This window comes from Coralloluteibacterium thermophilum (assembly GCF_042654365.1).
Lineage (GTDB): Bacteria > Pseudomonadota > Gammaproteobacteria > Xanthomonadales > Xanthomonadaceae > Coralloluteibacterium > Coralloluteibacterium thermophilum.
Genome location: NZ_JBHSGG010000071.1, coordinates 24,514 through 36,779, shown reverse-complemented (window position 1 = coordinate 36,779; position 12,266 = coordinate 24,514). Strand labels below are relative to the sequence as shown.

Genomic DNA, 12,266 nt, shown 5'->3' with positions numbered 1-12,266 from the left:
GGCTACCAACCCCCTATCACCCGTCTTCAGCTTCCCCTGAACAACGTCCTGGGTTTACACACCTAGGCGTCCCGCGGAAGCGTCCGCAGCGCCCGCAGGTAGCTGCCGTCCGGCTGCGGCTCGAACACCGTGCAGGTCTCCAGCGGCGCCTCGTACACGTGCAGCGAGACCGCGATGTCGCCGGCGGCGGGATTGCGGATGGTGTGGTACTCGTGCGGCGGGATGAGGCTGCCGGCGCTGCCGGTGCCGGCGGCGATGCCGCCGTGGGCGCGGAAGCGTGCGCGCTCGCCGTCGCGCTCCAGCAGTTCGTACTGGGTGATCTCCAGCCGCCCGCTCCAGACGCCCTCGACGCACCAGAGGCCGCAGTGGTCGTGCAGGGGCGTGGCCTGGCCGGGCCCCCAGGTCATGGCGACGACGCTGTAGCCGAGGTCGGGGCTGCGGTACAGCTCGCGGCGCGCGTAGTGCGCGTCGATGGGCGTGAAGACCGCATTCGGGAGCTGCACATCGGGGTCGTCCATCAGCGTGCAGAGCGCCTCGCGCAGGCGCGCGGTCACCGCTTCGGCGTCGCCGGCACCGGCAGCCGCGTCGAGGAGGGCGATCAGGCGGTCGCGGCCGCGGAAGTGCAGGGCGTCGGAAGGCAGGGACATGCCCTGCAGTCTACCGGGCCGCCGTTCAGCGGACGTTATCCGGCGAGGAAGCCGCCGATGGCGGTGCCGAAGCGCTCGATGTCGACCAGGAAGGCGTCGTGGCCCTGTGGCGAGGGCTGCGGGGCGAAGCGCGCGTCGGCGCCGCCGGCGGCCAGGCCCTCGGCGATCTCCTCCTGCTGCTGGAGGGGGAACAGGATGTCGGTCTCGACCCCGATGGACAGCGCCCGTTCGATGCGGATCGAGGCCAGCGCCGCCGCGACCCGGTCGCCCTGCGCGTCGGGCGCGTAGTCGGCCGCGTCGAACCAGTCCATCGAGCGGCTCAGGTAGAGGTAGCTGTTGGGATCGAACTGGCGGACGAAGCGGCGGGCGTGCGCTTCGAGATAGCTCTCGACCTCGAATTCCAGCCCGAAGGGCTCGTCGTCGTGGCGGCGGTCGGAATCCAGCCGCACGCGGCCGAAGCGGCCGGACCATTCGAGCGCCGAGCGGTAGGTCACCACGCCCAGCTTGCGCGCCATGCGCATGCCGCTCTCGGGATAGCGCGTCTCGTCGTAGTGGCCCTGGTTCCAGTCGGGATCGAGCCGGATCGCCTCGCGCTGCAGCGAGCGGATCGCGATGGAGAACGGCAGCGCGCGCGCGCTGCCGGACACGTTGATGTGGCTGCGCGCGCCGCCCGGGTGGCGGAGCAGGTAGGCCAGGGCGGTCATGCCGCCCATCGAGCAGCCGATCAGGCAGGCCAGGCGCTCGATGCCCAGCGCCCGCACCAGCGCGTGCGCGGCATCCGCGCCGTCCTCCACCGACAGGTCGGGGAAGCGCAGGCGGTAGGGCTCGCCGGTCCCCGGCTCGATGGAGGCCGGCCCGGTCGAGCCCTTGCAGCTCCCAAGGGAGTTCACGCAGACCACGAACCAGCGCGCGGTGTCGATCGCCTTGCCGGGACCCAGCATGCCTTCCCACCAGCCGGCGGCGGGGTTCCCTTCATGCGAGGCCGCGTGCGCGTTCGGGGAGAGGCCGGTCAGGATCAGGATGGCGTTGTCGCGCGCGGCGTTGAGCGTGCCCCAGGTCTCGTAGGCGAGCCGGGCGCCGTGCAGGACGCCGCCGCGCTTCATGGGGAAGGGCGAGGGCAGCGCGAAGAAGCGGCTGCCCGGCGGGACGATCTCGAAGTCGCCGCGGCGGGCGTCGGGGCTGGCGTCCAGGGCGCTCATGCACGGGCGGCAGGGGAGGGGCGGACGAGTTTAGAGCGTGTCGCGCCGCGCGCGGCGAGCCACGTCGCGCTCGTCCGGGGCGAGCGGCCCGCTCCGGGCCTCGCCGGCGCACGGACGACGCTGCGCGGAGGCATCCGCCCGGTCACTCCCGCACGCGGTCGATGCGCAGCACCACCGGGGCGTCGGCAGGCAGGTCCACCGCGACCGGCGCCGCCTCGAGGTCGCCGGCGGAGGCGTTCGCCTCGCCGGAGCGCGAGATGCGCGCGACCAGTTCGACGCGGTCGAGCTGGGACAGCGTCAGCGTGGGCATCGGACTGTCGGCGTCGCCGAGGCCGAGCTCCAGCGGCAGGGCGGTGGCGTCCCGGCGGCTCGCGGCCACCGGCATCGGCGGGCCGTCGGGCTGGCGCGCGAAGACGAACAGCACGTCGCCAGGCTGGACGCGCGCCTGGAGCGCGGGGTCGATCTCGACGCGCACGCGCACCAGGGGGGCGTCGGCGCCGTCCTCCGCCGCCGCGGCGCCCTCGGCGCCCTGCTGCTCGGCGAGCAGGCGGCGGGCCATCTCGATCTGCTGCTGCAGGGCCGCGGCGGTGGCGGGTTCGACGCGCGGCAGCAGCGACTCCCAGGCCTGGATGGCGCGCGCCGGCTCGCCGGCCTGCACGTAGTGCACGCCGAGGAAGAGCAGGGCGCGCTGGTGGCCGGGCTGCAGGGCCAGGGCGCCGCGGATGAGGTCGAGCGCCTCGCCCTCGATCCGCCGGGTGTCGGCCGCCAGGGTGATGGCCTCGGCGTACTCGACCATGATGTCGGGCTGCTCCGGCTCCAGGCGGTGCGCCTGCGCGAAGGCGTCGCGCGCCTCGCCGAAGCGTTCCTGCGCCTTGCGCGCACGTCCCAGCAGCAGCCAGCCCTGGACGTTGCGCGGGTTGGCGCGCACCTCCTCGTCGAGCCGCTCGATCGCGGCGGCGATCTCCTCGGGCGTGCGCGGCACGTCCTCGGCGCGCGCGCTGCGCTCCGCCGCGTCCAGCGCGGCGGGCGTGCCGAGCGCGAGGTAGCTGCCCACCGCGAGCGTGGCCAGCAGGACGGCCGAGACCACGAAGCTCGTGCGCGCACCGCGCCACAGGGGCGACAGCACGCCGACGATGGTGAGCGCCGCGAGCGTGGCGAATGCGAAGGCGAAGGCGGTCACGTCACCACTCCTGCGTGTCGTTGCGGGCGTCGTCGGCCGGCGGAGGCGCCGCGCGGCCGCGGCGGCGCACGATGGCGACGACCACGACGGTGCCGATCCCGAGCACCAGCAGCGGCCCGAACCACAGCAGCCAGGTGCCGGCGCGCATCGGCGGCCTGTAGAGCACGAACTCCGTGTAGCGCTCGACCAGGTAGTCCTTGATCTCGGCGTCGCTCATGCCCTGCCGCATCAGGTCGAGCACCTCGGCGCGCAGGTCGCGCGCGATGGGCGCGTTGGAATCGGAGAGCGACTGGTTCTGGCACATCACGCAACGCAGCTCGGCGACGAGGGCGCGGAAGCGCGCCTCCTCCTGCGGGCTGGAGAAGTCCATCGGCTCCAGCGCCGAGGCGGTGCCGGCGGCCAGCAGCGCCACGATCAGCAGCGGACGGAGGAGGGCGCCCAGGGCGGCGCGGCAGCGGCCGGTCATTCGCCGCTCCCGGTGCCCGCCGCGTCGACCCGCGCCAGGATCTCGCGCTCGACGATCTCGTCGGTCAGGGCGCCGACGTGCTTCCAGCGCACGATGCCCTCGGCATCGATGAAGAAGGTCTCCGGCGCGCCGTAGATGCCCCAGTCGAGCGCGGCGCGGCCTTCCTCGTCGGCGGGCACGAGGGCGTAGGGATCGCCGAACTGCTGCAGCCAGCGGAGGGCGTCCGCGCGTTCGTCCTTGTAGTTGTAGCCGACCACCCGGATGCGGCCGGTCTCGGCCAGCCGCGCGATGGCCGGGTGCTCGATCCGGCACTCCGGGCACCAGCTTCCCCAGACGTTGACCACGTAGGGCGTGCCCCGCAGGTCGCTGCTGCGGATGCGGCGCTCCGGGTCGTGCAGGTCCGGCAGGTCGAACTCCGGCGCGGGGCGGCCGATCAGCGGCGAGGGGATCACGTCGCGCTGCGGATCCCGGCTCAGCAGCACGCCGGCCAGCAGCAACACGCAGAGCCCGAGGAAGATGGCGAGCGGGAGCAGGCGGCGGATCATGCGGCGGTCTCCGTCGGGCGCCGCAGCGGCATGCGGAAGCGGCGGTCGGCGGCGACCACGAAGCCGCCGAGCGCCATCATCAGCGCGCCCAGCCACAGCAGGCGGATGAAGGGCTTGACGTAGATGCGCAGCGCCCAGCTCCCGGCGTGGTTGGCCGGGTCGAGCGGCTCGCCGAGGGCGACGTAGAGATCCTGGGCGACGCTCGCGCGCAGCGCGGCGTCGGTCATGACCTGGCCGCCGCTGGCGTAGGCGCGCTTCTCGGGATGCAGCACGGCGACCTCGCGGCCGTTGCGCAGGATGGTCACGGTGCCGTAGTCGGACAGGTAGTTCGGGCCCTGGCGGACCTCCACGCCGTCGAAGCGGAACTCGTAGCCGCGTACCTCGGTGCTCTGGCCCGGGCGCACCGCGACGTCCGTCTCGATGCCGGTGCTCTCCACCAGCAGCACGCCGAAGACGAACAGGCCGATGCCCGCGTGGGCGAGGATCATGCCGACCATCTCGGCGGTGAAGCGGCGTGCGCCGGCGGCCGCGCGCAGGCGCTGCCAGACGAAGCGTAGCGTGCCGGCCAGCACCCACAGCCCGCCGAAGACGCCGAACGCCGTCTTGGCGGTGCCATGGGGCCACAGGAAGAAGGCGATCACCGCGAGCACCGCCGCCAGCCCCAGCCACGGCGCCAGCATGCGCAGCGGGTTGCCCATGTCCTCGCGCTGCCAGCGCGTGAGCGGGCCGAACGGCACCAGGAGCACCACCGGCGCCATCAGCAGGGTGAACATGAGCCCGAAGTAGGGCGGGCCGACCGAGATCTTGCCGAGGTCGAGCGCGTCGGCCAGCAGCGGGTAGAGCGTGCCGAGCAGGACCATCGCGCAGGCGGTGGTCAGCAGCAGGTTGTTGATCAGCAGCAGCGTCTCGCGCGAGCCACCGGCGAAGGCCTGGCGGCGCGCCTCGGCCGGGTCCTCGACCTCGCCGGGCGCACGGATCGCATAGAGCGTCAGCGAACCGCCGATCACGATCAGCAGGAAGATCAGGATGAACATCCCGCGCTCGGGATCGGCGGCAAAGGAGTGCACCGAGGTCAGTACGCCCGAGCGCACCAGGAAGGTGCCGAGCAGCGACAGCGAGAACGCGGCGATGGCGAGCAGGAGCGTCCAGCCGCGGAAGCTGCCCCGCTTCTCGGTGACCGCCTGGGAATGGATCAGCGCGGCGCCGGCCAGCCACGGCATGAAGCTGGCGTTCTCGACCGGGTCCCAGAACCACCAGCCGCCCCAGCCCAGCTCGTAGTAGGCCCACCACGAGCCCAGCACGATGCCGATGGTCAGGAAGGCCCAGGCCACGTTGGTCCAGGGGCGCGACCAGCGCACCCACTGCGCGTCCACGCGCCCGTCGAGCAGGGCGGCGATGGCGAAGGCGAAGGCCACCGCGAACCCGACGTAGCCCATGTAGAGCATCGGCGGATGGATGATCATCCCCGGGTCCTGCAGCAGCGGATTGAGGTCGTGGCCCTCGATCGCGGCGGGCAGCAGGCGCTCGAACGGATTCGAGGTGAGCAGGGTGAACAGCAGGAAGCCGATGGTGACGATGCCGATCACGCCGAGCACGCGCGCCACCACGTGCAGCGGCAGGCTGCGGGAGAACTGCGCCACCGCGGCGCCCCAGCCCGCGAGCATCATCACCCACAGGACCAGCGAGCCCTCGTGCGCGCCCCAGACCGCCGTGAAGCGGTACACCATCGGCAGCAGGGAGTTGGAGTTCTGCGCGACGTAGCGGACGGAGAAGTCCTGGTGGACGAAGGCCCAGGTCAGCGCCACGTAGGCGACCGCACACAGCAGGAACTGCGCCCAGGCCGCAGGCCGCGCGACCCGCATCCAGGCTTCGTTGCGCCGGTGCGCGCCCACCAGTGCGAAGACGGCCTGGGCCGCCGCCACCAGGGTCGCGAGGATGAGCGCGACCTGCCCGATCTCGGGGAACACTCAGTACGACCCGTCGGACGGCGCGGCGTCCACGCCGTGCTTCTGGTGGGCGATGCCCATCTTGTCGGCGACTTCCTTGGGCATGTAGGCCTCGTCGTGCTTGGCCAGCACCTGGGTCGCCAGGAAGCGGTCGCCGGCCATGGAGCCGGTGGCGATCACCGACTGGTTCTCGCGGAACAGGTCGGGAAGGATGCCCTCGAAGTCCACCGGCAGCTCGCCGTCGCCGTCGAGCACCACGAAGCTGACCTTCAGCGAGTCCGGCTCGCGCGAGAAGGAGCCCTCCTTGACCATGCCGCCGAGCCGGAACACCGCGCGTTCCGCGGTCTCGCCGGCGAGCACCTCGCTCGGCGTGTAGAGGTAGGTCAGGTTCCGCTGGAGCGCCATGACGACGAAGGTGGTGGCGAGGCCGGCCGCGACGATGAGCGCGGCGACGAACAGCAGGCGGCGTTTGCGGGTCGGGTTCATGGCGGACGTACCGAAGGGAATGACTAGGACGCGGGCGGGCGCGCGGCGGCGCGGCGGGCGCGGGCCGCGATCGAGCGGCGGATGCGCGACAGCCGCAGGCGCGGGGCGAGGCCGTCCCACAGCAGCACCGCGAAGAACACGGCGTAGGCGGCGATGACGTACTCGGCGTAGCTCATTGCGTGCGCTCCGGGACGCCGGCGGCGGCCTGCGCCCACGCCTTGCCGGCCTCGGCCTCGAGGTTCATGGCGCGCGCGCGCTGCAGCAGCGAGCCGACGAACCAGAACTTGGTCGCCACCAGCATCACCCACAGCGGCATCAGCATGCTGGAGTCGATCTTGGACTCGCCGAAGAGGGTGATCGAGGCGCCCTGGTGCAGCGAGTTCCACCACACCACGGAGTAGCGGATCACCGGCAGCAGCACCACGCCGACGATGGCCAGGAAGCCCGCAACGCGCGCCGCGCGCCGCCGGTCCTCGATGGCCGCGTAGAGGCCCATCACGCCGAGGTAGAGGAACAGCAGGATGAGTTCCGAGGTCAGCCGCGGGTCCCAGGTCCACCAGGTTCCCCACATCGGCTTGCCCCAGATCGCGCCCGTCGCGAGCGTGATGACCGTGAACGCCGCGCCGATCGGCGCGCAGGCCATGGCGAGGATCTCGCACAGCTTGATGCGCCAGACCAGGGCGATCGCCGCGTAGAAGGCCATCAGCGCGTAGACGAAGATGCTCATCCAGGCGCTGGGCACGTGGATGTAGAGAATGCGCGCGCTGTCGCCCTGCTGATAGTCCGGCGGAACCTGGAACAGCGCGCCGTAGACGCCCCACGCGGTCAGCAGGACGGCGGCGCCGAAGCACCACGGGACCCAGCGCGCGGCGAAGCGATCGAAGTTGGGCGGGGAGCCCAGCTTGTGGAACCACAGGACGAGGGGATTCACGCGTGGCGTCAACTCAAGGCGATGCGGATCGCGGTGGCCGCGGCGAGGGGCGCCAGCAACAGCGCCAGAACCAGCCCCGCCGCCAGCAGCAGAAGACCGCCGGTCCAGGGCAGGCCCTGGGCTGCGGCCATCACGCTCCCCGCTCCGAACACCAGGATCGGGACGTAGAGGGGCAGGGCGAGCAGGGCAAGGATCATACCAGAGCGCCGCATCCCGACCGTCAGCGCGGCCACGACCGCGCCGACGAGGCTGAGCAGCGGCGTGCCGAGCGCGAGAGAGACCATCAGCACGCCCAGAAGGTTCCCGGGCAGGTGCATGAGCTCGGCGAGGAAGGGCATGGCCAGCAGCAGCGGGAGGCCGGTGGTGAGCCAGTGCGCCAGGATGCGCACCGCCAGCAGCCAGGCCAGCGGGACCGGCGCGAGCATCATCTGTTCGAGGCTGCCGTCCTCGGCGTCGCTGCGGTAGAGGGCGTCGAGGCTGGAAAGCCCCGCCAGCACCGCCGCGACCCACAGCACCGCCGGCGCGATCGGGGTGAGCCGGTTCGGGTCGGCGCCGATCGACAGCGGGAACAGCGCGATCACCAGCACCGCGAACAGCAGCGGCTGCATCGCGTCGCCGCGACGGCGCCAGACCAGCCGCAGGTCGCGCAGCAGCACCGCGGCGCCGGCGCGCAGCCAGCCGCCCTGTTCGGCGCGCGCGCTCATCGCGGCGCCTCCGCGGCGGCGAGTTCCAGCGTGCGCGTGCGCACCGGCGGCGCCGCGTAGGCGCCGTGCGTGGTCACCAGGGCCGCGCCGCCCGTCTGCAGGTGCACCGCGATCAGCGCGTTGACCAGGGCGATGCCGTCGAGGTCGAGGTTGGCGTAGGGCTCGTCCAGCAGCCACAGCCGCGCGGGCGAGAGCGTCAGGCGCGCCAGGGCCAGGCGTTTCTTCTGCCCGGCGGAAAGCCGTCGCGCCGGGGTGTCCTCGTAGCCGGCCAGGCCCACGTGCGCGAGCGCGGCCTCCAGGTCGACGGCGCCGCGCGGCCCGGCCAGGCCGACCGCGAAGGCGAGGTTCTCCAGCGTCGAGAGATCGTCCTTGTGGCCGTGCTGGTGGCCGAGATAGCAGATCCCGCGCGCGAGATGCTCGCGATCCACCGGCCGTCCCGCGAAGCGCACCTGCCCGCCGCCGGCGTCGAGGAGGCCGGCGAGGACGCGCAGCAGCGTGGTCTTGCCGGCGCCGTTGCCGCCCAGCACCAGCAGCGCCTCGCCGGCCTCGACGACCACATCGACCGGCCCGAACACGGGCTCGTCGTTGCGCGCGAAGGCGAGGGCGCGGGCGTCGAGCAGGGGCGGCGGCGTGTCGGTCAAGGCGATGCTCGGCGGTGCGGCCACGGCGGCCGCGTTTCGGACGGGGGAGGCCGCGCATGCTAGTGGCGCCTGCGCGGCAACGCACGCGCCACAGCCCCGAGGCCGCGGGACGGAGCATGCCGGCAGCGCGGCCGCGGGGCCTTGATCCGCATCAATGGGCGTGGAACGAGGAGCGAGAGACGAGGAGTGAGAAACGAGAGAGGGCCGCCGCGCGTCCTCGCTTCTCACTCCTCTCCACTCCCTCCTCTGCTTGCCGCCAGCTCTCTCCCCGCGGACAGCGGGGAGGGTCGGGGAGGGGGCTGGCGAGGAGCGAGAGATCGAGGAGTGGGAAACGAGAGAGGCTCGCCCACCCTCGTTTCTCACTCCTCTCCACTCACTCCTCAAGCTAACAGCCCCCTCCCCCGCGGACAGCGGGGGAGGGTTGGGGAGGGGGCGCTTTTGCCTTGCCCTTGCCTCCCACCCGCACCGGGCCGCCGCAGGTGACCGGCGCGCCAGTGCGTGCACGGGCGATTGTCGCGCGGTCGCGGCCACAGCGTCCGCGGCCGCGGCTTGTGGCGCCGGACGCGCCGCGTACACTCGCGGACCCTCGTCCCAGCCCGGTCCCGCCGATGTCTCCGTTCCCCGTCCAGACCAAGCTGCCGCGCGTCGGCACCACGATCTTCACCGTGATGTCGCAGCTTGCGCTGGAGCACGACGCGGTGAACCTGGGGCAGGGCTTTCCCGACTTCGACGTTCCCGACTTCCTCGTCGCCGCGTTCGAGCGCGCCATGCGCGGCGGGCTGAACCAGTACGCGCCCATGACCGGCGTCGCGCCGCTGCGCCAGGCCATCGCGGCCAAATCGAAGGCGCTCTACGGCCGCGACGTGGACCCCGACACCGAGATCACCGTCACCAGCGGCGCCAGCGAGGCCATCTTCGACGCCGTACTCGCCCTGGTGCGCCCGGGCGAGGAGGTGGTGGTGCTCGATCCCGCCTACGACTCCTACGAGCCCGCCATCGAGTTGGCGGGCGCGCGCGCCGTGCACGTGCCGCTGGACCCGGAGACCTTCGCCGTCGACTGGCAGCGCGTGCGCGACGCCATCGGCCCGAAGACGCGGATGCTGATGGTCAACTCGCCGCACAACCCATCCGGCGCCATGCTCGCCGCGGCCGACCTCGACACGCTCGCCGACATCCTGCGCGACACCGGCGTGGTGCTGCTTTCCGACGAGGTCTACGAGCACATCGTGTTCGACGGCGCCGCGCACCAGAGCGTGCTGCGGCACCCGGAGCTGGCGGCGCGCGCGGTGGTGGTGTCGAGCTTCGGCAAGACCTACCACTGCACCGGCTGGAAGGTCGGCTACGCCGTCGCGCGGGCCGCGCTCTCGACCGAGCTGCGCAAGGTCCACCAGTACAACAGCTTCTGCACCTCGACCCCGGCGCAGTTCGCCTTCGCCGAGGCCATCGCCGAGCACCCGGAGCACCACGAACAGCTCGGCGCCTTCTACCAGGCCAAGCGCGACGCCTTCCGCGCCCAGCTCGCGCGCACCCGGTTCCGTCCGCTGCCGGTGCCGGGCGGCTACTTCCAGCTCTGCGACTACTCCGCCATCAGCGACCTGCCGGATGCCGAGTTCTGCCGCTGGCTCACCATCGAGCACGGCGTCACCGGCATCCCCCTGTCGCCGTTCTATGCCGACCCGCCCAGGGGCCAGCGCCTGATCCGCTTCTGCTTCGCCAAGGCCCCGGCGACGCTGGAGCGGGCGGTGGAGCGGCTGGAGCGGCTGTAAGCCAGGGCGGAAAGAGGGCGTCGGGAAGAGGGGCCTGCAGGCCGCGCGAGCCCACGTTCCTACCCCGTTTACGTTCCCTCGGAACCGGACCGTGGGACGGAGTAGGCTGCGCACCGGGTGATCGATGCTCGCTTCGGTACCCGGCGGAGCACACTCCTCCAGCGGACCAGCAGCCCCAGGTCCCATTCCCGCTTCCCCCATTCCCGCTTTCCGCAGATGCCCGACCTCCGCCTCTCCCTCGTCCAGGGCGCCACCCGCTGGCACGACCCCGCCGGAAACCGCGCCTACTACGGCGACCTGATCGCGCCCCTGGCGGGCGCGACCGATCTCGTGGTGCTGCCGGAAACCTTCACCAGCGGCTTCTCGAACGATGCCGTCGACCGCGCCGAGACCATGGAGGGCGAGACCGTCGCCTGGCTCCGGGCGCAGGCGAAGGCGCTGGACGCGGCCGTCACCGGCAGCGTGCAGCTGCGCGTCGGTGACGCGGTGTTCAACCGCATGCTGTTCGCCACGCCCGACGGCGCGCTGGCGACCTACGACAAGCGGCACCTGTTCCGCTACGCCAACGAGCACCGCCGCTATGCGCCCGGCCGCGCGCGCCTGACGCTGGACTGGCGCGGCTGGCGGATCTGCCCGCTGGTCTGCTACGACCTGCGCTTCCCCGTGTTCGCGCGCAACCGCTACGACGCCGAGCGGCCCGGCCGGCTCGACTACGACCTGCTGCTCTTCGTCGCCAACTGGCCCGCCGCGCGCCGCGATCCCTGGCGCACCCTGCTGCGCGCGCGCGCCATCGAGAACCTCGCCTGCGTCGCCGCGGTCAACCGCGTCGGCCGCGACGGCAACGACCTCGACTACGCGGGCGACAGCGCCGTCATCGATGCCCGCGGCAACACCCTCGTCGAGCTGGGCGCGCAGGAGCAGGTCGTCACCACCACGCTCTCCCGCAGCGCCCTGGACGCCTTCCGCGAGCACTTCCCCGCGCAACTGGATGCGGACCGGTTCGAACTCGACGGGCTTTGAGCGAATGCACTAACCCAAACCCCAAGCCCCAACCCCAAGCCCAAGCCCCAAGCCCCAGGCCCCAAGCCCCAGGCCCCAAGCCCCAGGCCCCAGGCCCCAGGCCCAGGCCCAGGCCCAGGCCCAGGCCCTCACCCAAACTCCCCCGCATACAACGCCAGCGGCGCCGCCGCGTCCGCCGGCTGCACGTCGCGCTCGTAGGCCATCCCCAGCTTTTCCAGCACCCGCACCGAGCCGGCGTTCGCGGGGTCGACCAGGGCGACGATGCGGCGTGGGCCGAAGCGGTCGACGTGCTGGCGGATGACAGCGGTCGCGGCCTCGGTGGCGTAGCCCTTGCCCCAGCACGCCGGGATGAAGCGGTAGCCGATGTCGATCTCGCCGAGGTCCTCGAGCCTCTTCAGGCCGCAGAAGCCGATCAGGTGGCCGCTGTCCTTCTCGATGCAGGCGAGCCGCCCGAAGCCGTGCACGGCGTAGTCGCGGATGGGGCGCTCGAGGAGCAGCCGGCGTACCGACTCCACGTCCTCGATCGGCGCCTCGCCGGTGTGCCGGAGCACGCGCGGGTCCGACACCAGCGGGCGGTAGGCCCGCGCGTCGTGCGGCGTGAAGCGCCGCAGCAGCAGGCGCTCGGTGTGCAGGATGTCCATGCGGCCTCTTCCGTCCGTCGCCCAGCCTGACGCCTTCCGCGTCCCGTGCCACGCTGCGCCGCACCGTGGCGCAGCGACCGCCGCATGGGCGCCA

At 72.5% G+C, this 12,266-nt stretch carries 14 protein-coding genes; 2 read left to right on the top strand and 12 right to left on the bottom strand.

Annotated elements, in window-relative coordinates; genetic code table 11:
* Positions 1–62: 62 nt before the first annotated feature.
* From ACFO3Q_RS17350 to ccmA, 11 genes are all read right to left on the bottom strand, one after another.
* Positions 63–647: a cysteine dioxygenase family protein gene (locus tag ACFO3Q_RS17350; RefSeq protein ID WP_377006227.1), complete on the bottom strand. Its 585-nt coding sequence runs from the start codon at positions 645–647 to the stop codon at positions 63–65.
* A gap of 35 nt (positions 648–682) precedes the next feature.
* Positions 683–1,846 (bottom strand): homoserine O-acetyltransferase MetX, encoded by a 1,164-nt coding sequence (metX, locus tag ACFO3Q_RS17345; RefSeq protein WP_377006225.1) that lies wholly within the window; start codon positions 1,844–1,846, stop codon positions 683–685.
* A gap of 142 nt (positions 1,847–1,988) precedes the next feature.
* Positions 1,989–3,026: a tetratricopeptide repeat protein gene (locus tag ACFO3Q_RS17340; RefSeq protein ID WP_377006222.1), complete on the bottom strand. Its 1,038-nt coding sequence runs from the start codon at positions 3,024–3,026 to the stop codon at positions 1,989–1,991.
* Position 3,027: 1 nt separating this feature from the next.
* Positions 3,028–3,492 (bottom strand): cytochrome c-type biogenesis protein, encoded by a 465-nt coding sequence (locus ACFO3Q_RS17335; RefSeq protein ID WP_377006220.1) that lies wholly within the window; start codon positions 3,490–3,492, stop codon positions 3,028–3,030.
* The gene (locus ACFO3Q_RS17330) at positions 3,489–4,037 is read right to left on the bottom strand and encodes a DsbE family thiol:disulfide interchange protein (protein ID WP_377006218.1); all 549 of its coding nucleotides are present in this window, start codon (positions 4,035–4,037) and stop codon (positions 3,489–3,491) included. Before ACFO3Q_RS17330 ends, ACFO3Q_RS17335 begins: the two co-directional genes overlap by 4 nt.
* Positions 4,034–6,004, bottom strand: coding sequence for a heme lyase CcmF/NrfE family subunit (locus ACFO3Q_RS17325; protein ID WP_377006215.1), 1,971 nt, complete (start codon positions 6,002–6,004; stop codon positions 4,034–4,036). The genes ACFO3Q_RS17330 and ACFO3Q_RS17325 overlap by 4 nt, the downstream gene beginning before the upstream one ends.
* Positions 6,005–6,469, bottom strand: a complete 465-nt coding sequence (ccmE, locus tag ACFO3Q_RS17320; RefSeq protein WP_377006213.1) for a cytochrome c maturation protein CcmE — start codon at positions 6,467–6,469, stop codon at positions 6,005–6,007.
* Between the two features lie 23 nt (positions 6,470–6,492).
* Positions 6,493–6,645: a heme exporter protein CcmD gene (gene ccmD, locus ACFO3Q_RS17315; RefSeq protein WP_377006211.1), complete on the bottom strand. Its 153-nt coding sequence runs from the start codon at positions 6,643–6,645 to the stop codon at positions 6,493–6,495.
* Positions 6,642–7,400: a heme ABC transporter permease gene (locus ACFO3Q_RS17310; protein WP_377006210.1), complete on the bottom strand. Its 759-nt coding sequence runs from the start codon at positions 7,398–7,400 to the stop codon at positions 6,642–6,644. The genes ccmD and ACFO3Q_RS17310 overlap by 4 nt, the downstream gene beginning before the upstream one ends.
* 8 nt (positions 7,401–7,408) lie before the next feature.
* Complete coding sequence (gene ccmB, locus ACFO3Q_RS17305; protein WP_377006208.1) at positions 7,409–8,104, bottom strand: heme exporter protein CcmB; 696 nt, start codon at positions 8,102–8,104, stop codon at positions 7,409–7,411.
* Positions 8,101–8,769: a heme ABC exporter ATP-binding protein CcmA gene (ccmA, locus tag ACFO3Q_RS17300; protein ID WP_465251341.1), complete on the bottom strand. Its 669-nt coding sequence runs from the start codon at positions 8,767–8,769 to the stop codon at positions 8,101–8,103. The genes ccmB and ccmA overlap by 4 nt, the downstream gene beginning before the upstream one ends.
* 584 nt (positions 8,770–9,353) lie before the next feature.
* On the opposite strand from ccmA, the gene ACFO3Q_RS17295 reads away from it, so the two are divergent.
* Both ACFO3Q_RS17295 and ACFO3Q_RS17290 read left to right on the top strand, forming a co-directional pair.
* Positions 9,354–10,511, top strand: coding sequence for a pyridoxal phosphate-dependent aminotransferase (locus ACFO3Q_RS17295; protein ID WP_377006206.1), 1,158 nt, complete (start codon positions 9,354–9,356; stop codon positions 10,509–10,511).
* 216 nt (positions 10,512–10,727) lie between these two features.
* Positions 10,728–11,531, top strand: coding sequence for an amidohydrolase (locus tag ACFO3Q_RS17290; RefSeq protein WP_377006204.1), 804 nt, complete (start codon positions 10,728–10,730; stop codon positions 11,529–11,531).
* A gap of 128 nt (positions 11,532–11,659) precedes the next feature.
* Here the strand turns inward: ACFO3Q_RS17290 and ACFO3Q_RS17285 are convergent, their stop codons facing one another.
* Positions 11,660–12,172 carry a GNAT family N-acetyltransferase gene (locus ACFO3Q_RS17285; RefSeq protein ID WP_377006202.1) on the bottom strand — a complete coding sequence of 171 codons (513 nt, stop codon included), beginning with the start codon at positions 12,170–12,172 and terminating at the stop codon, positions 11,660–11,662.
* Between the last annotated feature and the right edge of the window lie 94 nt (positions 12,173–12,266).

Bases quoted from the DNA above. Each gene is read 5' to 3' on its own strand.
- ACFO3Q_RS17350 (WP_377006227.1), bottom strand. From the start codon at position 647: ATGTCCCTGCCTTCCGACGCCCTGCACTTCCGCGGCCGCGACCGCCTG.
- metX (WP_377006225.1), bottom strand. From the start codon at position 1,846: ATGAGCGCCCTGGACGCCAGCCCCGACGCCCGCCGCGGCGACTTCGAG.
- ACFO3Q_RS17335 (WP_377006220.1), bottom strand. From the start codon at position 3,492: ATGACCGGCCGCTGCCGCGCCGCCCTGGGCGCCCTCCTCCGTCCGCTG.
- ACFO3Q_RS17330 (WP_377006218.1), bottom strand. From the start codon at position 4,037: ATGATCCGCCGCCTGCTCCCGCTCGCCATCTTCCTCGGGCTCTGCGTG.
- ccmE (WP_377006213.1), bottom strand. From the start codon at position 6,469: ATGAACCCGACCCGCAAACGCCGCCTGCTGTTCGTCGCCGCGCTCATC.
- ccmD (WP_377006211.1), bottom strand. From the start codon at position 6,645: ATGAGCTACGCCGAGTACGTCATCGCCGCCTACGCCGTGTTCTTCGCG.
- ccmB (WP_377006208.1), bottom strand. From the start codon at position 8,104: ATGAGCGCGCGCGCCGAACAGGGCGGCTGGCTGCGCGCCGGCGCCGCG.
- ACFO3Q_RS17295 (WP_377006206.1), top strand. From the start codon at position 9,354: ATGTCTCCGTTCCCCGTCCAGACCAAGCTGCCGCGCGTCGGCACCACG.
- ACFO3Q_RS17290 (WP_377006204.1), top strand. From the start codon at position 10,728: ATGCCCGACCTCCGCCTCTCCCTCGTCCAGGGCGCCACCCGCTGGCAC.
- ACFO3Q_RS17285 (WP_377006202.1), bottom strand. From the start codon at position 12,172: ATGGACATCCTGCACACCGAGCGCCTGCTGCTGCGGCGCTTCACGCCG.